Annotated in this window: 28 protein-coding genes and 1 tRNA gene; 21 read left to right on the top strand and 8 right to left on the bottom strand. The window is 46.9% G+C overall.

Annotated features, from left to right (window positions below):
* Nucleotides 1–41 precede the first annotated feature (41 nt).
* From mlaD to mlaF, 3 genes are read right to left on the bottom strand one after another with little or no spacing between them, the layout of a single operon-like run.
* Nucleotides 42–527, bottom strand: a complete 486-nt coding sequence (gene mlaD / locus CSW98_RS12665; protein ID WP_100800848.1) for an outer membrane lipid asymmetry maintenance protein MlaD — start codon at nt 525–527, stop codon at nt 42–44.
* Between the two features lie 2 nt (nt 528–529).
* A complete protein-coding gene (mlaE, locus tag CSW98_RS12660; RefSeq protein ID WP_100800847.1) occupies nt 530–1,321 on the bottom strand; it encodes a lipid asymmetry maintenance ABC transporter permease subunit MlaE in 792 nt (263 codons plus the stop codon).
* Nucleotides 1,314–2,114, bottom strand: a complete 801-nt coding sequence (gene mlaF, locus CSW98_RS12655) for a phospholipid ABC transporter ATP-binding protein MlaF (RefSeq protein ID WP_100800846.1) — start codon at nt 2,112–2,114, stop codon at nt 1,314–1,316. The genes mlaE and mlaF overlap by 8 nt, the downstream gene beginning before the upstream one ends.
* 324 nt (nt 2,115–2,438) lie before the next feature.
* Here mlaF and CSW98_RS12650 point away from each other — a divergent pair, with 324 nt between their 5' ends.
* The 12 genes from CSW98_RS12650 to mgtE all read left to right on the top strand — a co-directional run bounded on the left by CSW98_RS12650 (nt 2,439) and on the right by mgtE (nt 11,833).
* The gene (locus CSW98_RS12650; protein WP_100800845.1) at nt 2,439–3,404 is read left to right on the top strand and encodes a calcium/sodium antiporter; all 966 of its coding nucleotides are present in this window, start codon (nt 2,439–2,441) and stop codon (nt 3,402–3,404) included.
* A gap of 15 nt (nt 3,405–3,419) precedes the next feature.
* Nucleotides 3,420–4,406: an arabinose-5-phosphate isomerase KdsD gene (gene kdsD / locus CSW98_RS12645; protein ID WP_100800844.1), complete on the top strand. Its 987-nt coding sequence runs from the start codon at nt 3,420–3,422 to the stop codon at nt 4,404–4,406.
* 35 nt (nt 4,407–4,441) lie between these two features.
* Complete coding sequence (gene kdsC / locus CSW98_RS12640; RefSeq protein WP_100800843.1) at nt 4,442–4,999, top strand: 3-deoxy-manno-octulosonate-8-phosphatase KdsC; 558 nt, start codon at nt 4,442–4,444, stop codon at nt 4,997–4,999.
* Nucleotides 4,996–5,559, top strand: coding sequence for an LPS export ABC transporter periplasmic protein LptC (gene lptC, locus CSW98_RS12635; protein WP_100800842.1), 564 nt, complete (start codon nt 4,996–4,998; stop codon nt 5,557–5,559). Before kdsC ends, lptC begins: the two co-directional genes overlap by 4 nt.
* Nucleotides 5,540–6,043, top strand: a complete 504-nt coding sequence (gene lptA, locus CSW98_RS12630) for a lipopolysaccharide transport periplasmic protein LptA (protein ID WP_100800841.1) — start codon at nt 5,540–5,542, stop codon at nt 6,041–6,043. Before lptC ends, lptA begins: the two co-directional genes overlap by 20 nt.
* An 8-nt stretch (nt 6,044–6,051) precedes the next feature.
* Nucleotides 6,052–6,777, top strand: a complete 726-nt coding sequence (lptB, locus tag CSW98_RS12625; protein WP_100800840.1) for an LPS export ABC transporter ATP-binding protein — start codon at nt 6,052–6,054, stop codon at nt 6,775–6,777.
* A 113-nt stretch (nt 6,778–6,890) separates the two neighbouring features.
* Nucleotides 6,891–8,393, top strand: a complete 1,503-nt coding sequence (locus CSW98_RS12620) for an RNA polymerase factor sigma-54 (protein ID WP_100800839.1) — start codon at nt 6,891–6,893, stop codon at nt 8,391–8,393.
* 22 nt (nt 8,394–8,415) lie between these two features.
* Entirely contained in the window at nt 8,416–8,703 is a 288-nt protein-coding gene (hpf, locus tag CSW98_RS12615) for a ribosome hibernation promoting factor (protein ID WP_100800838.1), read from the top strand.
* A 2-nt stretch (nt 8,704–8,705) separates the two neighbouring features.
* A complete protein-coding gene (gene ptsN / locus CSW98_RS12610; protein ID WP_100800837.1) occupies nt 8,706–9,161 on the top strand; it encodes a PTS IIA-like nitrogen regulatory protein PtsN in 456 nt (151 codons plus the stop codon).
* Entirely contained in the window at nt 9,151–10,056 is a 906-nt protein-coding gene (gene rapZ, locus CSW98_RS12605; RefSeq protein ID WP_100800922.1) for an RNase adapter RapZ, read from the top strand. Before ptsN ends, rapZ begins: the two co-directional genes overlap by 11 nt.
* 13 nt (nt 10,057–10,069) lie before the next feature.
* Nucleotides 10,070–10,345: an HPr family phosphocarrier protein gene (locus CSW98_RS12600; protein ID WP_100800836.1), complete on the top strand. Its 276-nt coding sequence runs from the start codon at nt 10,070–10,072 to the stop codon at nt 10,343–10,345.
* Nucleotides 10,346–10,465: 120 nt separating this feature from the next.
* Complete coding sequence (mgtE, locus tag CSW98_RS12595) at nt 10,466–11,833, top strand: magnesium transporter (RefSeq protein WP_100800835.1); 1,368 nt, start codon at nt 10,466–10,468, stop codon at nt 11,831–11,833.
* A 79-nt stretch (nt 11,834–11,912) separates the two neighbouring features.
* Here the strand turns inward: mgtE and pmbA are convergent, their stop codons facing one another.
* The gene (gene pmbA / locus CSW98_RS12590) at nt 11,913–13,256 is read right to left on the bottom strand and encodes a metalloprotease PmbA (protein WP_100800834.1); all 1,344 of its coding nucleotides are present in this window, start codon (nt 13,254–13,256) and stop codon (nt 11,913–11,915) included.
* A gap of 140 nt (nt 13,257–13,396) precedes the next feature.
* Here pmbA and yjgA point away from each other — a divergent pair, with 140 nt between their 5' ends.
* Nucleotides 13,397–13,924, top strand: coding sequence for a ribosome biogenesis factor YjgA (gene yjgA / locus CSW98_RS12585; RefSeq protein ID WP_100800833.1), 528 nt, complete (start codon nt 13,397–13,399; stop codon nt 13,922–13,924).
* 69 nt (nt 13,925–13,993) lie between these two features.
* Here yjgA and CSW98_RS12580 read toward each other — a convergent pair whose 3' ends face one another.
* The 3 genes from CSW98_RS12580 to folB are packed head-to-tail and all read right to left on the bottom strand — an operon-like array spanning nt 13,994 to nt 15,647.
* The gene (locus CSW98_RS12580) at nt 13,994–14,800 is read right to left on the bottom strand and encodes an undecaprenyl-diphosphate phosphatase (RefSeq protein ID WP_100800832.1); all 807 of its coding nucleotides are present in this window, start codon (nt 14,798–14,800) and stop codon (nt 13,994–13,996) included.
* A 2-nt stretch (nt 14,801–14,802) separates the two neighbouring features.
* Nucleotides 14,803–15,297: a 2-amino-4-hydroxy-6-hydroxymethyldihydropteridine diphosphokinase gene (gene folK, locus CSW98_RS12575; RefSeq protein WP_100800831.1), complete on the bottom strand. Its 495-nt coding sequence runs from the start codon at nt 15,295–15,297 to the stop codon at nt 14,803–14,805.
* Nucleotides 15,294–15,647, bottom strand: a complete 354-nt coding sequence (folB, locus tag CSW98_RS12570; protein ID WP_100800830.1) for a dihydroneopterin aldolase — start codon at nt 15,645–15,647, stop codon at nt 15,294–15,296. The genes folK and folB overlap by 4 nt, the downstream gene beginning before the upstream one ends.
* Before the next feature lie 190 nt (nt 15,648–15,837).
* Here folB and plsY point away from each other — a divergent pair, with 190 nt between their 5' ends.
* A complete protein-coding gene (gene plsY / locus CSW98_RS12565; RefSeq protein ID WP_100800829.1) occupies nt 15,838–16,443 on the top strand; it encodes a glycerol-3-phosphate 1-O-acyltransferase PlsY in 606 nt (201 codons plus the stop codon).
* 1 nt (nt 16,444) lies between these two features.
* Here plsY and tsaD read toward each other — a convergent pair whose 3' ends face one another.
* Nucleotides 16,445–17,461: a tRNA (adenosine(37)-N6)-threonylcarbamoyltransferase complex transferase subunit TsaD gene (gene tsaD / locus CSW98_RS12560; protein WP_100800828.1), complete on the bottom strand. Its 1,017-nt coding sequence runs from the start codon at nt 17,459–17,461 to the stop codon at nt 16,445–16,447.
* Nucleotides 17,462–17,667: 206 nt separating this feature from the next.
* Here tsaD and rpsU point away from each other — a divergent pair, with 206 nt between their 5' ends.
* From rpsU to CSW98_RS12525, 7 genes are all read left to right on the top strand, one after another.
* Entirely contained in the window at nt 17,668–17,883 is a 216-nt protein-coding gene (gene rpsU / locus CSW98_RS12555) for a 30S ribosomal protein S21 (protein ID WP_001145625.1), read from the top strand.
* Nucleotides 17,884–17,910: 27 nt separating this feature from the next.
* Nucleotides 17,911–18,354 carry a GatB/YqeY domain-containing protein gene (locus tag CSW98_RS12550; RefSeq protein WP_100800827.1) on the top strand — a complete coding sequence of 148 codons (444 nt, stop codon included), beginning with the start codon at nt 17,911–17,913 and terminating at the stop codon, nt 18,352–18,354.
* A gap of 95 nt (nt 18,355–18,449) precedes the next feature.
* Complete coding sequence (gene dnaG, locus CSW98_RS12545; RefSeq protein ID WP_100800826.1) at nt 18,450–20,219, top strand: DNA primase; 1,770 nt, start codon at nt 18,450–18,452, stop codon at nt 20,217–20,219.
* A 97-nt stretch (nt 20,220–20,316) separates the two neighbouring features.
* Nucleotides 20,317–22,182 carry an RNA polymerase sigma factor RpoD gene (gene rpoD / locus CSW98_RS12540; protein WP_100800825.1) on the top strand — a complete coding sequence of 622 codons (1,866 nt, stop codon included), beginning with the start codon at nt 20,317–20,319 and terminating at the stop codon, nt 22,180–22,182.
* Nucleotides 22,183–22,325: 143 nt separating this feature from the next.
* Nucleotides 22,326–22,401, top strand: a tRNA-Ile gene (locus tag CSW98_RS12535).
* Nucleotides 22,402–22,586: 185 nt separating this feature from the next.
* Nucleotides 22,587–23,417, top strand: a complete 831-nt coding sequence (locus CSW98_RS12530; protein WP_100800824.1) for a restriction endonuclease — start codon at nt 22,587–22,589, stop codon at nt 23,415–23,417.
* Between the two features lie 144 nt (nt 23,418–23,561).
* Nucleotides 23,562–24,098: a hypothetical protein gene (locus CSW98_RS12525; RefSeq protein ID WP_198517333.1), complete on the top strand. Its 537-nt coding sequence runs from the start codon at nt 23,562–23,564 to the stop codon at nt 24,096–24,098.
* Nucleotides 24,099–24,241: the final 143 nt, after the last annotated feature.

Below are 24,241 nucleotides of genomic sequence, written 5' to 3'. Positions count from 1 at the left end.
GATACAAACCAGAAACTTAACGGTCCGTCTGCAGAAATGGATCATTCTGACTCCTCCCCGGAATCACCGATACTATAAAGAACCTGACCGATCAGATCCTCAAGAACCAGAGCCGATTTCGTATCTTCGATCACGTCCCCGTTACCCAGCATATCAATATCTTCATCCACAAAACCGGGAACCAGACTGACATATTGCTCACCAATCAGACCGGAAGTCAGAATATGAGCACTGGAAGTTTCAGGAAAATATCCGAACTTCTGCTCGACATCAAACGTTACCACAGGAACATAGTTCTCCGTATCCAGAGTGATCTCACTGACACGCCCAATGACCACACCACCGATTTTAACCGGAGAACGAACCTTAAGGCTGCCGATATTGTCAAAATAGGCTTTTAGCTGGTAGGTATCATTGGAACCTAGCCCGGTGACATTAGCAACTTTGAACATCATGACCAGTATTGCAATAACACCGGCCAGTACAAACCCGCCAACCATCAATTCTAATTTTCTTGTCTGTTGCATGTTTAATTCCCGAACATCAATGCGGTCAGCACAAAGTCTAACCCGAGTACAGCTAACGAAGAGTGAACCACAGTCCGCGTGGTTGCCTTACTGATACCTTCTGACGTTGGTACCGCATCGTAACCGTTAAATAGTGCAATCCAGGTGACGGTAATTGCAAATACAATACATTTCACCAGGCTATTACCAATATCATATCCCAGCTCGACCGAAGCCTGCATGGATGACCAGAAGCTACCCTGATCAATACCTTTCCAGTCAACGCCAACCAGTTGTCCGCCCCAGATACCGACAGCCATAAAAATCATGGCCAGCAGAGGCATAGAAATCAACCCAGCCCACAAACGGGGAGCGATGACCCTTTTCAGCGGATCCACCGCCATCATTTCCAGGCTGGAAAGCTGCTCTGTGGCTTTCATCAGACCGATTTCTGCCGTCAGTGCCGATCCGGCTCGTCCGGCAAACAGCAGTGCCGTTACCACAGGCCCCAACTCTCTTAGCAAAGAGAGTGCGACCATCTGGCCAAGGCTACCTTCGGCTCCGTAATCAATCAGAACGACAAACCCCTGCAGACTCAGAACCATACCAATAAACAGACCAGATACCATAATAATGGCCATGGACTGAACACCAACACTGTATAATTGCTGGACAAGCAGAGGAAAATTCTTTACTGGCTGCGGCTTATTAACGGTTGCACCAAACAACATCAGAGAGGCCCGACCCCATGTATGGCAGATTCTGAGCATTCTGCTGCCCAGTTGTTCCAGATAATTTAACAATGCATTATTCATAGTTAAACAGATCCTCACTAATACCGGCAGCAGGAAAACGGAATGGCACCGGGCCATCCGCATGCCCCTGTAAAAACTGTTGCACCATAGGATCCGGGTCATCTCTTAAAGCCTGAGGAGAACCGCTCGCAATAATCTTACCATTTGCCAGCAGATAGACATGGTCAGCAATACTCATAACTTCCGGTACATCATGTGAAACCACAACAGAAGTTACGCCAAGAGCATGATTAAGATTACGAATCAACTCCACCAGCACGCCCATCGTAATGGGATCCTGTCCGACAAAAGGCTCATCGTACATGATCATATCCGGATCGAGAGCAATGGCTCTTGCCAGTGCGGCACGCCTGGCCATACCGCCAGACAGTTCGCTGGGCATCAGCTCATCCGCCCCACGCAGGCCGACAGCTTCCAGCTTCAGTTTGACCAGTGTTCGGATCAAGGTTTCTGGTAATTGGGTATGTTCCCGAAGCGGAAAAGCAACATTATCAAATACCGTGAGGTCGGTGAACAGGGCTCCGGACTGAAACAGCATACTCATTTTTTTCCGTGCCTGATAAAGTTGTTTGCGTCCGAGTGCCGGAATATTCTCGCCATCAAACCAGATCTCACCCTGTTCAGGGTAAAGCTGGCCGCCGATCAGGCGCAACAGAGTCGTCTTTCCAATACCGGACGGCCCCATAATGGCAGTGACTTTACCTTTGGGAACCTGCAGACTGACATTGTCAAAGATGGCTCTTTCTCCCCGGGAGAAAGTCAGATCTTTTATTGTGACTAAGTTGGTTGTCATGGTTTCGCTTCATTTCGTTCAGCCCTGTCTGTTCAGGAGACAAAGCGTTGGCGTTTTTTATTCAACAAGTAAAAATCTTCTGCTTACCGCTCTTTTACTTATTTACATGAAATAGATACAAAAGCAAACATCATCATATGTGCTATGACAAAAGAGTAAAGTAAAGGTTTCGATTCTACCCATAATTCGGGTAGAATGCGCCCACTTTATAAGATTATAATGACTGATGCCTGTTGATTTTTTCAAAGTTATCTTCCTTTTTATAACGCTATACCTCAAAATTAGCGGTCACATGTTTAACTCGGTAAATTTGTAGGAATCGTCATGCTTCAAGCCGTTGCTTTACTTATTATTGGCTTAATATTCTTGGTCTGGAGTGCAGACAAGCTCGTTTACGGTGCTGCTGCACTGGCGCGCAATGTTGGTATTTCTCCGCTGGTGATCGGTATGACGATTCTGGCGATGGGATCCTCCGCGCCAGAAATGATGGTTTCAGCAACCGCAGCTCTGAACGATAAAGCCGATACAGCTGTCGGTAATGTTCTGGGCTCAAACATCGCCAATATTGCCTTAATTTTAGGCATTACTGCCATAATCAAACCTCTTTCTATCAGTTCTGCGGTAATTCGGCGTGAACTCCCGCTGATGATTATTGTCACTTTAACGGCAGGGGCACTGCTTTGGGACGACTATCTGGGATTCTATGAAGGCGTACTGCTGCTTATCCTGTTTGCCATTTTTATCCTGATGATGCTGCATATCAGCCGTAGTGAAAAAAATAAGGGTGATGCCTTTATTGAAGAACAGGAATCAGAAATACCGGAAGGTGTAAGTAACCCGATTGCTACCATGTGGGTAGTTATTGGCCTGATTATTCTGCCTGTTGCTGCTGATACGCTGGTCGACAGTGCCGTTGTCATTGCTAAATATTTTGGTATGAGCGATCTGGTGATCGGACTAACTATTATTGCTATCGGTACCAGCCTTCCTGAACTGGCCGCTTCTCTGGCCGGAGTACTGAAAGGCGAAGATGATATGGCTGTCGGCAATATCATTGGTTCCAATGTATTTAATATTCTGGCCGTGATGGGCTTACCCGGTATTCTCAACCCATCGCTGTTGAGCGAATTTGCTATGGGACGGGATTTCTGGGTAATGCTGGCTGTATCCATGCTGCTGGTTGTTTTTGCTCTGGGTAAATCCCGTAGCATTAACCGAATTGAAGGTAGCCTGTTTTTTGTCTGCTTTGCAGCCTATCAGGCTTATCTGTTTTTAAATATGACCGTATAAAAGGAGTGTCATTGCATGTCTGGCTGTGATCTTACCCCCTCTTTTGACTATGTCAGAGCCGCCAATCAGGTTCTGGAAACCGAAATCGAGGCTCTTCAGCAACTGTCTCAATATATCAATGATGATTTCAGTCAGGCGTGTGAACTTATCCTGAATAATCAGGGTAAGGTTGTCGTAATGGGAATGGGGAAATCCGGCCATATCGGCAATAAACTGGCTGCTACTCTGGCCAGCACCGGTACTTCTGCTTTTTTTGTTCATCCAGGTGAAGCTGCACATGGCGATCTGGGGATGATTGAAGCCGGAGATATTGTCATTGCTATCTCCAATTCCGGAGAATCCCATGAAATTTTATCCCTGTTTCCGGTACTGAAAAGGCTCAATATCCGTATCATCAGTATGACCGGAAACCCACAATCGAATATGGCAAAACTGGCTGATATGCATTTGCAGATCACCGTTCCAAAAGAAGCTTGCCCGCTTGGACTGGCTCCGACCAGCAGTACAACCGCAACATTGGTGATGGGCGATGCTCTGGCAGTCGCTCTGCTTCAGGCTCGTGGTTTTACCGCAGAAGACTTTGCCCTGTCTCATCCCGGCGGAGCTCTGGGAAGAAAACTGCTGATGAAGCTGGAAGACATCATGCATACAGGTGAAGCCCTGCCGAAAGTGTCTCCTGATGCTCTGATTAAGCATGCTTTGATGGAAATATCGCAAAAAGGTCTGGGGATGACTGCTATTGTTGATGATAAAGATGCTGTTATCGGTATTTTTACCGACGGGGATTTACGCCGGATGCTCGATAAACAGGTCGATATTCACACCACAATCATAGGCGACGTAATGACCAAAAATCCAAGAGTCGCATCACCTTCTCTGCTGGCAGTTGAAGGCGTCAATATTATGCAGGAAAAGAGTATTACCTCTCTGCTGTTGTGTGAAAATAATAAGCTGATTGGTGTTGTCCATATGCATGACTTGCTGAAAGCCGGTGTTATGTAACTTCGGTTCTAACTGAATAAAAAGAGAAAATAAACATGTCTGAAATCGTTTCTACACTGTATGGCACTGTTGATCAAAAGATCCTGACTCTTGCCGGAGAGATCAAATTGCTGATCTGCGATGTAGATGGCGTATTTTCCGATGGATTAATCTATATGGGCAATCAGGGGGAAGAACTGAAAACCTTCCATACCCGTGATGGCTATGGGGTAAAATCCCTGATGCAGGCCGGGATAGAGGTTGCCATTATTACCGGTCGTCACTCACAGATTGTTGAGAATCGGATGCAGGCTCTGGGAATTTCACTGATCTATCAGGGACAGGACGATAAAGTCAAAGCCTATCAGGACATCTGTTCCCGTCTGGCGATCTCAGCAGACAAAACCGCCTATATCGGTGATGATCTAATCGACTGGCCGGTTATGGAAAAGGTCGCTCTGAGAGTCTGTGTCGCTGACGGTCATCCACTATTGGCACAAAGAGCCAATTATGTCACCCGCATTAAAGGGGGACACGGAGCAGTACGAGAAGTGTGCGATCTGATCCTGCAGGCTCGGGGAGAACTGGATGTGCATAAGGGCTTAAGTATATGAGTTTGTCTCGTATCATTTATGCGTTACTGTTACTGATTGCAGCTTATTCGACTTACTACCTGTATAACGGGCGGGATCAGGATACACAACAAGTAGCCCCCAGTTCCGAGCTGCCGACACTGAGCGGACAAGATGTCGATAATATTACCTACGACGAAGACGGGGTTCGCAATTACAGGATAGCATCAGCCTTCCTTGACCATTACGCGAGCAGCGGCAATACCGTTTTTACCTCTCCGGTGCTCTCAGTATATCGGGAAGGACATACGGAAGAATGGCGAATTATAGCCGAGCAAGGGATCCTGACTCAGGAACAAATTCTCACATTGCAGGGCAATATATTAGCGAAAAATCTTTTACCGGAGGCCAGCTTCGATACAATGGCAACTGATAAACTTGTTATTCATTTAAAAAACAGAGATTTTTGGGCTGACAACCAGGTTTTACTCGCAGGTCCCGACTTTGAAACTCAGGGGCAAAAGATGAAAGGAAACTTTGGCGACAATACTGCAACCCTTTATGACAGAGTACACGTTAGATATGAAACTCTCACACCTTAGCCTTATAGCCTGTCTGTGCGCGACATCCGCTGCACAGGCACTGACAAGCGATACAGAACAACCTATCTATATCGATTCTGATACACAGAATCTGGATATGAAAAGCCGCCGTGTTACTTTTACCGGTGATGTAAAACTCAAACAGGGCAGCATCAGCATAAATGCAGACAAAGTCATCGTCACCCGTGACGTACAGACCGATGCGCTGAAACAGATAGAAGCCTTCGGAGAACCGGCTACCTTTTCCCAGTTAACCGATGAAGGGAAAACCCTGAAGGGTCAGGCAAAAGAGCTGCATTACATCGTGGAAGAAGATCAGCTCACTATGATTAACGAAGCTCAGCTTGCTCAGGACGAAAGTCTTATCCGGGGCAAAACCATCACATATAAGATTTCTTCACAGAAATTGATGGCTGATGGTGGTACAAATGAGCGCGTAACTACTGTGCTTCAACCAGCACAGCTCAACTCACCGGAACAATAATCAGACCTATGGCCGTTTTAAAAGCAGAACACCTGGCAAAAAGCTATAAGAACCGGAAAGTCGTGGCAGATGTCAGCCTGAAAGTCGAATCAGGCCAGATAGTCGGGCTACTGGGGCCTAACGGTGCCGGGAAAACGACCTCATTTTATATGATTGTCGGTCTGGTTGCTCGTGATGAAGGACGGATACTGATCGACGATAATGATATCAGTATCTTACCTATGCACAGCCGTTCAAAAATGGGGATTGGCTACCTACCGCAGGAAGCTTCTATTTTCCGTAAGCTTTCGGTTGAAGACAATATCATGGCAGTACTGCAGACTCGCAGTGAACTCAGCCGGGAAGACAAGCAGGATAAAATGGAAGACCTGCTGGATGAGTTTAACATTCAGCACATCCGAAAAAGCACAGGTATGGCACTTTCTGGTGGTGAACGCCGCCGGGTCGAAATTGCCCGTGCACTGGCTGCCAATCCTAAATTTATTCTGCTGGACGAACCTTTTGCCGGTGTGGATCCGATCTCCGTTATTGATATCAAGAAGATCATTGAACACCTGAGAGATCGGGGGCTGGGGGTGCTGATCACAGACCACAATGTCCGGGAAACACTGGATGTTTGTGAGCGGGCTTATATCGTCAGCCAGGGGCATTTAATTGCAGAAGGTTCGCCAGAACACGTTTTAAATAATGAGCAGGTAAAACAAGTTTATCTCGGCGAACAATTCCGTCTATGATTAGATAGAGGACAAGGCAACAAAAAGGATTTTGTTGGCAAATCATCAATACGGTAATAACGTACTTAGTGGTGCTGACACAATATTATTGAAAACAAGGCAGTAAATACTGAATGAAACCCTCATTACAACTCAAGCTAGGCCAACAATTAGCAATGACACCACAATTGCAGCAGGCAATCCGTCTGTTGCAGCTGTCTACACTGGATCTTCAGCAGGAAATCCAGGAAGCATTGGAATCTAACCCGCTGCTGGACGTTGATGATGGTCAGGATGAGAGTATCGGTGCGCAGGATGCGGAAACCGAACGAGATACCCCGAGGGCAGAAACCGCTTCTGCCGATAATGAAAACCTGAACTCTGATCTCGAAGCCGGTAGTGAACCGGAAGCTCCGGACAGTTCAGATATCATCGAAAAATCAGAAATCAGTAACGATCTTGAAATCGACGCTTCCTGGGATGACGTATACAGTGCTAATACCGGCAGCACCGGACTTGCATTGGATGACGATCTGCCTATTTATCAGGGTGAAACGACCCAAAGTCTGCAGGATTATCTGCTATGGCAGCTAGACCTGACCCCATTTTCTGATACGGATCGAACTATTGCTACTGCAATTATTGATGCTGTGGACGACTACGGCTATCTGACCCTGTCTGCCGACGAGATCCTCGACAGCGTCGATAATGAAGAAGTGGAACTGGATGAGGTTGAAGCTGTTTTAAAACGAATTCAACAGTTTGATCCACTCGGCGTAGCGTCACGCAATCTACAGGAATGCCTGTTATTGCAACTGGCCACTTTTCCTGACAGTACCCCATGGCTGAATGAAGCGAAGATGGTGCTGGAACAGCATATTGACCATCTGGGTAACCGCGATTACAAACAAATCACCAAAGAGAGCAAACTGAAAGAAGCGGATCTGCGCGAAGTCATGCTCCTGATCCAACAGTTAGACCCTCGCCCCGGCAGTTCTATTACTCCGGATGAAACCGAATATGTCATCCCCGATGTCTCCGTATTCAAAGATCGGGGAAAATGGGTGGTTGCGATCAACCCAGACAGTGTCCCTCGCCTGAAAGTCAATCAACATTATGCTTCTCTGGGACGGGGAAACAGTGCTGACAGCCAGTTTATCCGAACCAATCTTCAGGAAGCCAAATGGCTGATCAAGAGTCTGGAAAGCCGAAACGAGACACTGCTCAAAGTTGCGCGTTGTATTGTTGAACACCAGCAGGATTTCTTCGAGTATGGAGAAGAAGCGATGAAACCTATGGTACTGAACGACATTGCGCTGGCAGTCGATATGCATGAATCTACAATTTCCAGAGTGACAACTCAGAAATTTATGCACACACCAAGAGGTATTTTCGAGCTTAAATATTTCTTCTCCAGTCACGTCAGTACTGACAACGGCGGAGAGTGTTCATCTACGGCAATCCGCGCTCTGATAAAGAAACTGGTTGCAGCGGAAAACACCGCTAAGCCATTGAGTGACAGTAAAATTGCCGCGTTATTAGCTGATCAGGGAATTCAGGTCGCAAGACGGACGATAGCCAAATACAGGGAATCTCTGGGAATTGCGCCTTCCAGTCAGCGTAAACGCCTGCTCTAGGCCACAACAAGAAGGAAAGTCTATGCAAATCAATATCCAAGGCCATCACGTTGATCTTACCGATTCAATGCAAGACTACGTACATTCGAAGTTTCAGAAGCTAGAGAGATTTTTTGAACATATCACTAATGTTCATGTGGTATTACGCGTCGAAAAAGTGCACCATATCGCCGAAGCGACGTTACGAGTCAGCCAGGGGGAAATTCATGCGACAGCAGAAGAAGATACTATGTACGCCTCCATCGATTCACTGGTCGATAAGCTCGTTCGTCAATTAAATAAACACAAAGAAAAACTTACCAGTCATTAATCATGCAAATTAGCGAAGTACTTTCACTGGACTGCACCAAAAGTGCAGTCCAGTGCACGAGCAAAAAACGAGCCCTTGAAATGATCAGCCAGATCGCTGCCGATCACACAGGGCAAAATGCCACAGAACTGTTTGAGTCAATGCTCAACAGAGAAAAAATGGGCAGTACCGGAATCGGTAATGGCATCGCCATTCCTCATGCCCGGATGACATCCACAGATGAAGCGGTTGCGGTTCTGCTCCAATGCAAAGACCCTATCGAATTTGATGCTATCGACAACCGCCCGGTCGACCTTCTTTTTGCTCTTCTCGTCCCCGATGCCCAATGCAAAGAACATCTGAAAACACTCTCAAGTATGGCAGAACGTATGAATGATAAAAAAATTCTCAAGCTACTCCGTCATGCCGAAAGTGATCAGGAACTGTTCGACATAATGATCAATGGAAATGAATCCTGACAACCCAATCCATACCCAACAGGTAAACGGCCACTCACGTTTGATAGTGATCAGCGGCCAGTCCGGAGCCGGAAAAAGTGTCGCGCTCCGGGTATTGGAAGATCTCGGCTATTACTGTGTCGATAATCTCCCTGTCAGTCTGCTCAGCCAGTTCGTCGACTCAGTAAAGGACAGCCGGCAGAATGTCGCTGTCAGCATTGATATCCGTAATCTGCCCCATGATCCGGATATCGTGACTCAAACGCTGAACCAGTTAAAAACTAGCCTGGAAGTCACCATTTTTTTCCTTGATGCCAGCAAGGACACCCTACTGAAACGCTACAGTGAAACTCGGCGAATTCACCCACTTTCTATCGGTAAAGATAAGCTCTCTCTGGCTCAGGCTATCGAACAGGAAATCCGGCAACTTTCCGCCCTGAAAGAACAGGCCGATCTGGTTATCGATAGCAGTAACCGTTCCCTGCACGAACTGAGTGAAACGGTTCGTATGCGGGTTTTGGGACGGGAAAGTCAGGAATTGGTCATCGTCTTCGAATCCTTCGGATTTAAATTCGGTCTGCCCAGTGATGCCGATTATATTTTTGACGTACGTTTTCTGCCGAATCCACACTGGGAACCGAATCTGCGCCCTCTCACCGGACTGGATACCCCTATCCATGAATTTCTGGAGAGCTACCCGGAAGTTACAGAGCTAAAACAGGATATCCAGAATTTTATTGATAAGTGGCTACCTATGTTAGAAAAAAATAACCGCAGTTATCTGACCGTTGCCATCGGTTGTACTGGCGGAAAACACCGCTCTGTCTACCTTACCCAGAAACTGGGTGAACATTTTAAAGGACAGGGAAAACAGGTACATATCCGGCACAATTCGCTGAACGAGCAGCTTCCTTAACGAGGGATAGAACATGGATTGCAGTCGCAAAGTTTTAATCCGCAACCGTTTGGGCCTGCATGCCAGAGCAGCCGTAAAGCTGGTTGAACTGGCACAGAGTTACGATGCCATCCTGACGGTCAGTAATGAAGAAAACAGAGCCATGACCGCAGACAGTGTTATGGGGCTGCTTATGCTGGAATCTGCGCAGGGACAATATGTCACTGTAACAGCTGAAGGTCCGGAAGCAGGTCCCGCCCTGAATGCCGTATGTGAGCTTATCGAAGCAAGATTCGAAGAAGACGAATAATTCCTCCCCAATCTGCGGATTATTTTACCTTTCGTCATAAGAAGTTATTAAATAAGGTATAAAATTAAGTTAGTATTCAGCTCAGCAATAACAACTTATTTCAGCTCAGGAGGATAGAGGATGGCAGAGCCACAGGAACTCGAGCAAGCTCAACAATCTCATGAAACCCTCCAGGAGATCAGCGAAGCCCTTGATAACGGCCGCTTTGTCCATGCCCGACGTCAGCTTCAGGACATGGAGCCGGAAGATATTGCCCACCTGCTCGAATCTTCACCCCGTAAAGTCCGGAGTGTGCTCTGGCAGCTGACTGACCCGGAAGATTATGGTGAAATCCTTGATGAACTGAATGAAGACGTCAAAGATGCCATTGTCTCCACAATGGCTCCGGAAAAACTGGCAGAAGCCACCGAAGGCATGGACACCGATGACCTTGCTTATGTACTGCGGAGCCTGCCTGATGATCTGTCCCGTGGTGTACTGGAGCAGATGGATGCCGCCGACAGGGCACGTATCGAAGCTGCCCTTTCTTATCCGGAGGATACTGCCGGCGGTATAATGAATACCGACGTAACAACTATCCGCGGAGATGTGGATATTGACGTTGTACTGCGCTACCTGAGAATGAAAGGTGACCTTCCTGAAGCCACTGATGCCCTGTACGTCATTGATGAAAACAGCTGCCTAATCGGTCACCTTTCCCTAACAACGCTACTCACCACTCAGCCTGATGTGCAGGTCAGTGAAGTGATGGATGATGCTGATGAAGCTATTCTAGTAGATACCAGCGATACCGATGTGGCCAGCCTGTTCGAACGACGAGACTGGATATCTGCTCCTGTGGTGGATGAAAATCAGCAACTGGTCGGCCGTATCACCATCGATGACGTCGTGGACATTATCCGGGAAAATGCCAGCCATTCGATGATGAGCCTGGCTGGTATGGATGATGATGAAGATACATTCGCGCCTGTCTTTAAATCCGCCCGTCGCCGTAGTGTCTGGCTGGGAGCTAATGTTCTGGCCGCTCTGGCAGCAGCATCCGTCTCTAATATGTTTGAAGCAACACTGGATAAAATGGCGGCGATTGCAGTACTGATGACTATCGTTCCTTCCATGGGCGGGGTTGCTGGTAACCAGACCGTTGCTCTGGTGATCCGGGGGCTGGCTTTGGGTCATATCGGTGACAGTAACAAGCGTGAACTGCTGCTGAAAGAAGCGGCTGTCGGTCTGCTGAACGGTATACTCTGGGCACTGTTGATCGGTGGTATTGTCATTATCTGGAAAGGAAACTGGATGCTGGGAGGGATCATATCTGCCGCAATGATGACAAACTTGATCGTCGCAGGTATTGCTGGTGTGTTTATTCCGGTTATGCTGAAAAAAATGAAGATCGACCCGGCTCTGGCCGGTGGAATGGCCTTAACTACAGTCACTGATGTGATAGGGCTTTCAGTATTTTTGGGTCTGGCTACGCTGTTAATGACCTAACCAAAACAGAATTTCCATTCCCACGCTTTCTGCGTGGGAATGTCTATATGATAAAAACCATCCGGTATGCAGCTATTCCTTATTCCCCGGCCACCTTCATTGACTCAATCAAAATCGAACCTGTCTGAATCTGCGAACGGGTTTCCGTATCTGTCCCGACAGCCACAATCTTCCGGAACATATCCGCAAGATTACCAGCAATGGTGATTTCTGACACCGGATACTGGATCTGACCATTTTCGACCCAGAAGCCTGCAGCACCGCGAGAATAATCACCCGTCACAATATTGACTCCCTGCCCCATCAGTTCAGTAACCAGAAGACCTGTGCCCAGTTCTTTCAGCATCTGTTCAAAATCCTGTCCGGTAGAACCTACATACCAGTTATGGATACCACCAGCATGACCGGTCGGAGTCATGTTCATCTTACGTGCTGCATAACTGGTCAACAGATAAGTAGACAGAACACCATCCGTAATAATTCTGCGATCCCGCGTCTCCAGCCCTTCACTGTCAAACGGACTGGATGCTAAGCCACGCAACACATGTGGCTTTTCATCAAGATTAAACCAGGCAGGTAAAATCGGTTCACCCAGCTTATCCAGCAAAAAAGACGATTTACGGTAAAGATTGCCACCACTGATCCCCTGCACCAAATGCCCGAGCAATCCGGTTGCAACATCAGCCAGAAACATTACCGGAAACTGACCCGTCTGAATCTTACGCGCATCCAACCGGTTCACCGTCTTCTCCGCGGCTTTCAAGCCAACACTTTCCGGTGTCCACAAATCATCACGACAACGGGCAACACTATAGCTGTAATCCCTTTCCATAACCCCGTTACTGCCTTCACCAATCACAACACAACTGATGCTGTGACGGCTGGAAGGATAACTGGCTATCAAACCGTGGCTGTTACCATAAACCTTCAGACCGTAATGACTGTCGTAGCTGGCTCCATCGCTGTGTTTGATCTTATCACTGTATTCAAGAGCAACTCTTTCAGCCCGGATTGCCATTTCAGCGGCCCGATCCGGTTCCGGCTCATCCGGATAAAACAGATCCAAATCAGGAACCTCTTTCACCATCAGTTCTTTCGGCGCTGGGCCAGCACATGGATCTTCCGACGTATATCTGGCAATATCCAGCGCAGCTTCTACCGCCAGCCGGATCGCTTTTTCACTCAAATCGGATGTTGATGCGCTGCCCTTACGCTGTCCGCGATAAACCGTGATACCCAACGCCCCATCACTGTTGAATTCCACATTTTCCACCTCGCACATGCGGGTAGAAACACTGATACCTGTCGTCTTGGTAATCGCCACTTCTGCGGCATCCGCAGTACCGATTGCCAGCTCCAGAGCCTTACTGACTGCATCTTCAAGCTCAGTTCTCTGCTGAGCGATCTGCTGTTTTACTTTCATAGCGGTTCTAATCTTTTCAATTCGATAGCTCTAGGATAACAAGGATTTCGCTTTCTCCCCATAAATCTTGCTAAAATAGTGCTATAAACTGGATTCGCTGAGGCAAATCCCGTACACCCGATCACTATGAGACATAATTAATGGCAAGAAAAAATCAGAAAGCCCCGTGGGAAGAGGAAGAAGAGATCATCTGGGTTAGTAAAACCGAGATGAAGCATGATATGGACGATCTGCAAAAAATTGGCGAAGAGCTGGTTGAGCTGAAACCAGCTGTACTGGAAAAATTCTCTCTTCCGGAAGAACTGTTCGATGCTGTCAGGGATGCCCAACGCTTTAAGAATGAAGCCAGACGCCGCCAATTGCAGTATATCGGCCGTCTGATGCGTAATATCGACCCAGAACCGATTCAGGCAGCGCTGGACAAGCTGAGAAATAAACACTCTCAGGCTACAGCGGTACTGCACAAACTTGAGCAGTTAAGGGAACGGATCATTGAAGAAGGTGATAGTGCCATTAACGATGTCATGGCAACCTATCCACAAGCTGATCGCCAGCGCCTGCGTCAGCTCTATCTGCAGGCCAACCGGGAGAAAAAAGGCAGTAAACCGCCTAAAGCCTCACGGGAAATTTTTCAGTTACTGAAAGAGCTGGAAACAGAAGAATTCTAAAGGAAGAAAACTTGAAGATTAACCATTCCCACTCTCTGCGTGGGAATGGTTTTGTTTTTATAAAATCAATTAATTACCCATCAACAGATACCCAAACAACCCAAATCCCAGAATCAGCCGGTAGATCACAAACGGCATCATCCCCATCCGGGAGATCAGTTTCAGAAACAGGTAAATACACAAATAGGCACTGATAAACGAAGTAATAATACCTGTCAGCAGAAATCCTATATGTACCGGCTCTGTACCGGTAACCAGTTTTAAACCAAGATAACTCCCCGCCAGTGCAATGATTGGAATTGACATCAGAAACGAAAATCGGGCAGCGGCTTCTCGGGTAAAGCCCAGATAAAGAGCCGCTGTGATTGTCGCACCAGAACGGGAGGTTCCAGGGATCACAGCCAGTGCCTGCGCAATACCGATAAACAACGATTTTTTCCAGTCTGTACTATATTCCGAATCATTCAGGTTAGATGTTTTATCCACCCACCAGAGCAGAAGAGCAAATACAACCGTGGTGGTTGCAATTACCCAGGCGCTGCGCAGATACAGTTCCACGATATCTTTCATCAGGAAACCGAATACACAGGCAGGAATCGTTGCCAGAACAATCATCCAGGCCAGTTTAGATTCTTTGCTGCACTCACCTTTAAATATCGAGCCTAGCAAAGCAGAGAAAAGGGTTACTACTTCTTTGCGGAAATAGATCACCACGGCAGCCAGTGTACCAACATGCACAGCAACATCAAATGCCAGCCCCTGATCTTCCCAGCCAAGAATTGCTGAAGGAAGAATAAGGTGTGCCGAACTGGAAATCGGCAGGAATTCAGTTAATCCCTGAATCAAAGCCAATACAAACGCTTCAAAGTAATTCATTATTATTTTTCCGTTGTTAAAGAAATGTCCACTGGGGACAAAGTGTCATAACGACCCACTTGTTGCCATATCTGTTTTATTGTCCGGCCATCTCCGGGAACAATACGCTCCGGACACAGCTCATATAATGGCTGAATCACAAATGGAAATTTAAAAATATCACTTCTTGGTAACTGAGGGTGAGCATCAGAAACCAGCTCACCAAACAGAACAATATCCAGATCCAGAGTACGATCCTGATATTTCTGTGCTTGTTCCTCCCGCCCCCATTTTATTTCCGTTCTGCGTAAGAAATGTGAAAATGCCGGTAACGACAAATCCGTTTCCAGCTCAAGCACCAAATTGTAGAAAGGATGGCTGTCAAATCCGACCGGGTCACATTCGTAGACAGTAGATGCTCGTAGTCTTGTTGCAACCGAAGCCAATGCGTTAAAAGCCGCTTTAATATGCTTCTCCCGCTCTATATTGCTGCCGACCCCAACGTATACGGTTGTCATGAACGTTGTCTTTCGATAACCACACCCACACCCCGAGCCTGGGGAACTGCCCCCGGCTTTGTCAGGCGAATCCAGACCTGAGGCACAGAAAAGCGTGACATAAGTAGTTCCGCCACTTCTTCTGCTACACGTTCTACCAACAAAAATCGGCCATGCTCAATATGCTCTAATACAGCCTGACAGACCTGAGCATAATCCAGTGCATCAGCTACATCGTCACTTTTACCTGCAGGACGATTATCATGTGCCATTTCGATATCCAGAATCAGCTTCTGTTTTATTTCCTGCTCCCAGTCATAAACACCAATAGTGGTAATTACTTCCAGTTGTTCTATAAATACTTTATCCATAATATCCCTAAAGCAGAGGTCGGATCCCCATCTCTCTGAAAAACACGTAGTATTGAAAATACAGCAATTCCCGGCTGTAGAAGTGCGCTATCATAACAAAGAAATATTCTTATTCTGTATCACTTTTGCGCATACACTAAAAACGTATCGGATTTCCAGACCGTCTAACCTGACAGAACATAGGAGATATATGACTCCAGTTGTACTTGTTATGCTTATTACCGCTTACCTTCTGGGCTCGGTATCGAGTGCCGTTCTGGTCTGCCGTCTCTGCAAACTGCCGGATCCAAGATCCCAAGGATCCAATAACCCCGGAGCCACGAACGTTCTTCGCATTGGCGGCAAAGGAGCCGCTATTACCGTATTGTTGTGCGATATGCTGAAAGGCGCCGTCCCTGTCTGGATGAGTTATTATCTGGGTATTGATGCTCTGGTACTCGGTCTGATTGCTATCGCCGCCTGTCTCGGACACATGTTTCCGGTGTTTTTCCGTTTCAAAGGAGGAAAAGGCGTGGCAACCGCAATCGGAGCCATTGCCCCAATTGGCTGGGATCTTACCGGTATGCTGGCACTTACCTGGCTGACTACTGCTATTCTCTCTCGCTATTCTTCGCTCTCAGCGCTGATCACAGCTCTGCTCGCCCCATTTTATACCTGGCTGGTCAGACCGCAGTTTACCTTACCTGTCGCCATGCTATGCTGCCTGATTATTCTCAGGCACCATAAAAATATCCGCCGTTTGTATGATGGAAGCGAACCCAAGATAGGCCATAAAAAACTGGAGAGTGGGGATTAACTCACTTTACTGGCTTTAATTGATCAATCGGCCATCTTGGCTGTGCCAGCACGGACAAATCTGACGTTTCACCATTTTTCAGCCGCTGCATTCCGGCATACGCGATCATCGCCCCATTATCAGTACAAAATTCGGTACGCGGATAATACACTTCACCACCGATTTTCTTCGCCAGTCCTTCCAGTTCCGCACGCAACTGCTTATTTGCACTAACACCACCAGCAATCACAATGCGTTTCATCCCTGTCTGCTGCAAGGCCCTCTTACACTTTATCGCCAGTGTCGCACAGACAGCCTCCTGAAACGCATACGCGATATCAGCACGGGTCTGCTCATCGTTCTCATTTGCCGCAATGGTATTGGCTGCAAAAGTCTTTAATCCGGAAAAACTCATATCCAGACCGGGACGATCCGTCATCGGACGCGGGAACGTAAAGCGCCCCGGAGTCCCTTTTTCCGCCAGACGCGACAGCAAAGGTCCGCCCGGATAATCCAGCCCCATCAGTTTTGCCGTTTTATCGAAAGCTTCTCCCGCCGCATCATCGATCGACTCTCCGAGGATCTGATACTCACCAATGCCTTTCACTTCCACAATCATGGTATGGCCACCGGAAACGAGTAGGGCAATAAATGGAAACGGTGGCGGTGTGTCTTCAAGCATAGGTGCCAACAGATGTCCTTCCATATGGTGGACAGGTACAGCCGGTACATTCCAGGCATAAGCAATACTACGACCAATAGTTGCCCCAACCATCAAAGCCCCCACCAAACCTGGTCCGGCTGTATAGGCAATTCCATCGATGTCTTCCCTGGTTAAGCCCGCGTCCTTCAGTGCGGCTTTAATCAGCGGAATCGTCTTTTTCACATGGTCGCGGGAAGCCAGCTCCGGCACCACACCACCATAATCTGCATGCAGCTTAATCTGGCTATATAACTGATGTGCAAGCAATCCTTTCTCATCATCGTAAATAGCAACCCCGGTTTCATCACAGGATGTCTCAATACCTAATATGCGCATATCTTTCTCTGCACGCCTTCTGCTTAATAAATTTGGCGCAATATTACCTAATTCCAGAAAATTTGACCACGATAATGCTTTACAAAAGGGATGGGATCGGATTAAAATTCGGCACCATTTTTGATCAAGCTGGTTAAAGACCGTTCGACATCGAATCGGTATGAATGATACCAGCATTAACGAATAACCCCTGAGGTGAAAGGCATATGCCAGTAGTTAAAGTACGTGAAAACGAACCGTTCGACGTTGCACTACGTCGTTTCAAACGCTCTTGCGAAAAAGCAGGTATCCTTTCTGAAGTTCGCCGTCGCGAGCACTATGAAAAACCTACTACAGTTCGCAAACGCGCTAAAGCAGCAGCTCAGAAGCGTCACGCTAAGAAGCTTGCTCGTGAAAACGCTCGTCGCGTTCGCCTGTACTAATAACTGAATCCATAAAGGTATTTAGTTATGGCTCTTATTGAACAACTCAAAGAAGAGCAAAAATCTGCGATGAAAGCCAAGGACAAACCGCGCCTTGGCACTATTCGTTTGGCTCTTTCAGCAATTAAGCAACGTGAAGTTGACGAAAAGATCACTCTGACCGACGACGATATCATTGCTGTGCTGACTAAAATGGTCAAACAACGTCGCGATTCTGTCGCTCAATATGAATCTGCTGGCCGTCAGGATTTAGCTGATGCAGAGCAGGCCGAAATTACCGTACTTGGGGAATTTATGCCTCAACCGCTGACAGACGAAGAAGTGGCTGCGCTGATTGATACAGCAATTGCCGATTCCGGAGCCGCGGGCATGCAGGACATGGGTAAAGTAATGGCTGTGCTTAAACCACAAATTCAGGGACGCGCAGATATGGGTAAAGTCAGCGGATTAGTGAAAGCTAAACTGGCTTAATACCCGCCCAAGTTTCAGCAAGCCGTGCTATCTCAAGGTATGCACGGCTTGTTTGTACCTGCTGATTGTAAATTAATACAAGAAGAAGCGAGCCTATGGCTGGTCGTATTCCCCGCAATTTTATTGATGATCTCCTTGCACGGGTCGATATTGTCGACATCGTGGACGCACGGGTGAAACTGAAAAAACAAGGGAAAAACTACGGCGCCTGCTGCCCTTTTCACAACGAAAAGACCCCTTCCTTTTCTGTCAGTCAGGAAAAACAGTTCTATCACTGCTTTGGTTGCGGCGCACACGGTAATGCCATCGACTTCCTTATGGAATTTGACCGGCTTGAATTTGTAGAAGCAATTGAAGAGCTGGCTTCCGGAGTCGGTCTTCAGGTGCCAAGAGAACAAAGCAGCAGCGGTACATTTAATAACGCCCCACAAGCCAGCAGTCAGGAAAAACGCAGCCTGTATGATCTGCTGGGTAGTATCGCCCAATATTACCGTTCTCAGTTAAAAGTAAGCACTAACACTCATGCAATTGATTATCTGAAAGGGCGCGGCCTTTCCGGTGAAATAGTCCAGAAATTCGGTATCGGTTATGTCCCTGACGAATGGGACTGTGTGCGCAAAAATTTCGGCCAGCAGAAAGACATTCAAGATATGCTGGTCAGCGGCGGTATGCTGATCGAAAACGATAAAGGTAACCGCTATGACCGTTTCCGCGGACGTATTATGTTTCCCATCCGGGATCGACGCGGACGAGTTATCGGTTTTGGTGGACGGGTTCTTGGCGAAGGGACGCCCAAATATCTTAACTCACCGGAAACCCCCGTATTCCACAAAGGTAAAGAACTGTATGGTCTGTTCGAAGTGCTGCAGACCTACCGCGAACCAAAACAGGTACTGGTTGTTGAAGGCTATATGGATGTGGTCGCACTGGCACAATATGGTGTTGATTACTCTGTTGCTTCACTGGGCACCTCAACAACAGGTGATCATCTGCAGTTGCTGTTCCGTCAGACCAATACTGTCGTCTGCTGTTATGATGGGGACAATGCAGGCCGGGAAGCCGCATGGCGCGCAATGGAAAACGCCCTCGGTTACCTGAACGGCAATAAAACGCTCAAATTTATGTTCCTGCCCGATGGGGAGGATCCTGATTCCTATATCAGAAATTTCGGAAAAGATGCTTTTGAAGAGCAAGTCGCCTCAGCCATTCCACTGACTGATTTCCTGTTTAACGGGCTGATGGCACGGGTGGTTGACAACAGCAGCCGGGAAGGCCGTTTCAGGGTTATCCATCTGGCAGAACCACTCATTAATTCCGTACGGGATGAGTCATTAAAACTATACTTATGGCAGGAGCTTAGCCTGAGAACTGGTCTGAGTTCCGATCAGGTTCAGGGAGCACTGAGTAAAAACACGAAAACTGAAACAGCTGCGCCCCCAAAACCTCACAGGGAAATAAAACGGACTCCGATGCGGGAAGTCATCGCCCTGCTAATACAAAACCCGGCTTATGTGGAACAGGTGCCAGATTTAAATAGTGTTAGCGAAATCGCACTTCCGGGACTAAGTTTATTACTTGATGTGGTTGATAAGTGCCGAATTAGCCCCCATATCACCACAGGCCAACTGCTGGAGCACTGGCGAAACAGTAACAATGAAAAGTTACTTTCCCGTCTTGCTGCATGGGAAATCCCACTGCAGGACGAAGCTAACGAACAAGATATTTTTCTTGATGCACTGGATAATGTAATTGCTCAGTGTATTGAAAAACAAATTGAAGCACTGCAAGCGAAAGAGAGAAGCATCGGTTTATCAGCCGACGAGAAAAGGGAGCTGCTAGCGTTAATGCTAGACTTAAAAGCGTAACCCTGATTCGTAGTCAAGCGTTATTTGATTTGTTATAATTGGTGGTTTGCATTTCGCATTCCTACACATCACTCAGACCTGAAGTTGGATATCGTCTATGGATCAAAATCCGCAGTCACAGCTAAAGTTGCTTGTTATCAAAGGCAAGGAACAAGGCTATCTGACCTACGCCGAAGTAAACGACCACCTGCCGGCAGAAATCGTAGATTCTGAACAGGTAGAAGACATCATTCAAATGATCAACGACATGGGTATCAAAGTCGTTGAAACTGCACCTGATGCAGATGAGATGTCACTTAACGATGATAACGTCATCACCGATGAAGATGCTGCTGAAGCAGCCGCTGCCGCCCTTTCCAGCGTTGAAAGTGAAATTGGCCGTACAACCGACCCGGTTCGCATGTACATGCGTGAAATGGGTACCGTTGAACTGCTGACTCGGGAAGGCGAAATTGATATCGCAAAACGCATTGAAGATGGTATTAACCAAGTTCAATGTTCCGTTGCAGAGTATCCGGGAACTATCCCTTACATCCTTGAACAGTTTGACAAAGTTCAGGCTGAAGAATTGCGTCTGACCGATCTTATTTCCGGTTTTGTTGATCCGAACGATGAAGATACATCCGCTCCGACAGCAACCCATATCGGTTCTGAGCTTTCAGAGACAGATCTTGACGATGAAGACGATGATCTGGACGACGACGATGATGACGAAGATAACGATAATGATAACGAAGTAGAAGAAGAAACAGGTATCGATCCGGAAGTCGCACTGGAGAAATTTACTGTACTTCGCTCAACTTATCAGGATCTGCAACTGGTTATCAATGAACATGGCCGGGAAAGTAAGCAGGCTCAGCAGGCAATTGAAGGCGTCACAGAAGTCTTTAAAGAGTTCCGCCTGCTGCCGAAACAGTTTGACTATCTGGTTAACGAACTGCGCACATCCATGGATCGTGTTCGTACTCAGGAACGTCTGATCATGCGTCAGTGCGTAGAGTATAGCAAGATGCCGAAGAAATCTTTTGTATCGCTGTTTACGGGCAATGAATCTTCTGAAGCCTGGCTGGATGAAATTCTGGCTTCTGACAAACCATACGCAGAAAAAATCAAGCGTAATGAAGAAGAAATCCGTCGCAGCATTCAGAAACTGAAAGTGATTGAAGATGAAACCTCGCTTCCAGTTCAGGATATTAAAGATATCAGCCGCCGTATGTCCATCGGGGAAGCAAAAGCCCGCCGGGCGAAAAAAGAGATGGTTGAAGCTAACCTGCGTCTTGTTATCTCTATTGCGAAAAAATACACCAACCGTGGTCTGCAGTTCCTGGATCTGATTCAGGAAGGTAACATCGGCCTGATGAAAGCAGTAGATAAGTTTGAATACCGTCGTGGTTATAAGTTCTCCACTTATGCTACCTGGTGGATCCGTCAGGCGATCACCCGCTCTATCGCCGATCAGGCACGTACTATCCGTATTCCGGTACACATGATCGAAACCATCAATAAACTGAACCGTATCTCCCGCCAGATGCTTCAGGAGATGGGTCGTGAACCACTTCCAGAAGAACTGGCAGAACGTATGCAGATGCCGGAAGACAAGATACGTAAGGTGCTGAAAATCGCGAAAGAGCCAATCTCGATGGAAACCCCTATTGGTGACGATGAAGATTCGCATCTGGGTGATTTTATCGAGGATACCACTCTGGAACTGCCTCTGGACTCAGCTACAGCCACCAGCCTGAAACTGGCAACCAAAGATGTACTGGCCGGCCTGACTCCACGTGAAGCGAAAGTACTGCGTATGCGTTTCGGTATCGACATGAACACAGATCACACTCTGGAAGAGGTCGGAAAACAATTCGATGTAACCCGGGAACGTATCCGTCAGATCGAAGCCAAAGCACTACGTAAGTTGCGTCATCCAAGCCGCTCAGAAACCCTGCGCAGCTTCCTTGACGAGTAAACGACAAGGTTATCAGGTTAAAAGGTGAGCACTTGCTCACCTTTTTTAATCAAAATGATTTAAGTGGATAAAAACTAAGCGCAATTGCCCTACCCCACATCTGGACAGTCCGCCAAGCATCACCTATAATCATCGACCTATCCGGCCCCTTAGCTCAGTGGTTAGAGCAGTCGACTCATAATCGATTGGTCCCCAGTTCAAGTCTGGGAGGGGCCACCAGATATACCAAGGCCTGAGAGCATTTTCGCTTCTCAGGCCTTTTTGTTAGAAATCTATTTATAGCATATTTATAGCAACTTTCTGCTACACAGTATTTATAGCAATCCTACCATTCCCACCTATAAAATCACTTTCATACTGATAAGCTAAGTGGTTAAATAACCTAAAAACAAAATGGTTAAGTTATGGCTAGAAGAAATCCATCCTTGTTAAGAGCTCTCCTCGATTATCCGTGGTGGGTCAGTGTACTACTCTCCGCATTCACCTATTTTGCATTGAGCACTCTTATCCCTGCACTAATCCCACACAACGACAATGCTATTGCCCAAATGTTCAACGATGGAATATCTCAAGGGCTGGAAACATTTGCTCCTATTGCTTCAATGGTTTTATTACTCCCTGCCCCATTTTCGTTTTTAAAAAGCTTCAGGCTTCGACACAACTATGATGTAACCTCGACTAGAGAAGATATTGCTTCCTTGAGCTGGATACAGTTTGAGGGGCTTGTAGGGGAGTATTACCGGCAACAGGGATACAAGGTAAAGCAAAATTTAGATCATTCTCCCGATGGTGGTGTCGATATTGAGTTAATCAAAGATGACAAGGTTAGTCTGGTTCAGTGTAAGCACTGGAAAGCCCGAAAAGTGGGCGTGAAAGTCCTCAGAGAACTTTACGGTGTACTACTGGACAGGCAAGCAGAAAAAATGATTGTGGTCACTTCTGGCGAGTTTACGCTAGACGCTCAAAGGTTTGCTCAAGATAAAAAATTTGAGCTTATTCAAGGGGATTTGCTGTTACAACTTCTGCATCAAGCCAAGCAAACAGATACCCCGGACAATTCCAACCCCATACAGAAGAAGCCCAGTACCGCACAGACGCAAGAACAAGAGCGACTAACCTGCCCTCACTGCAATTCACCAATGGTTCTACGCACAGCCCGAAAAGGCACCAATGCAGGAAAACAGTTTTATGGATGCTCTGGATTTCCGAAATGCCGATATACGATTTCTAAATAGTTTTTACCCTCGTTCCCACGCTCCTGCGTGGTAATGCATACCTTTGATCAGAAGTGTCACACAAAGTATATGTTTTTCGATTTTTTCTCCCAGTTAAAAATGCATAATCAAGTCTAAATACCGCTTAATCAACAGGGAGAAAATATGGGAAGAAGCCGCTACAGAATTACGCAACAGAATGTGCCTCACTTTGTTACCCTGACAGTTTTACACTGGATACCTGTTTTTACTCGTCCACAGACAGTGGGTATTCTTCTGGATTCACTGACATTTTTAATGGGAGAGGGCTTAAAGGTCTACGCCTACGTGATTTTAGAAAATCATATGCACATGATTATTCAAAGTGAGCATCTAGGCAAAGATATTACCCCCTTCAAGTCCTATACGGCCAGGAGGTTAATCTTGTACTTAACCGAGCATAATGCCAGGACCGTTTTAGATCAGTTACTGTTTTATAAAAAGGTTCATAAGAGTGATCGCGCGTATCAATTCTGGCAGGAAGGCGTACACCCGCAACTGATTCAGAGCCAAGAAATGATGTATCAGAAGGTTGATTATATTCACCAAAATCCGTTACACGAGGCTATATTGATCAAGCTTGGCATTGGCAATATTCCAGTGCTCGTGATTATGAAGGTGAAGCCGGGCTCATTGATATTTGCCGGGCGTGGTAGGTTTTAGTCAGGTATGCATCACCACGCGGAGCGTGGGAACGAAACAAACTTAGCATGATTGACTGTTGGATTACTGATGATGCTCGCCCTGATAGAGATGAAAAATGGCTTAATTTGATTCATTCAACATAGGCTACCAACTAATTAAAA

The organism is Vibrio sp. HA2012, assembly GCF_002812955.1.
Lineage (GTDB): Bacteria > Pseudomonadota > Gammaproteobacteria > Enterobacterales > Vibrionaceae > Vibrio.
Note: the sequence above shows the minus strand (reverse complement) of the source record. Positions and strands in the feature narration are given on the sequence as shown.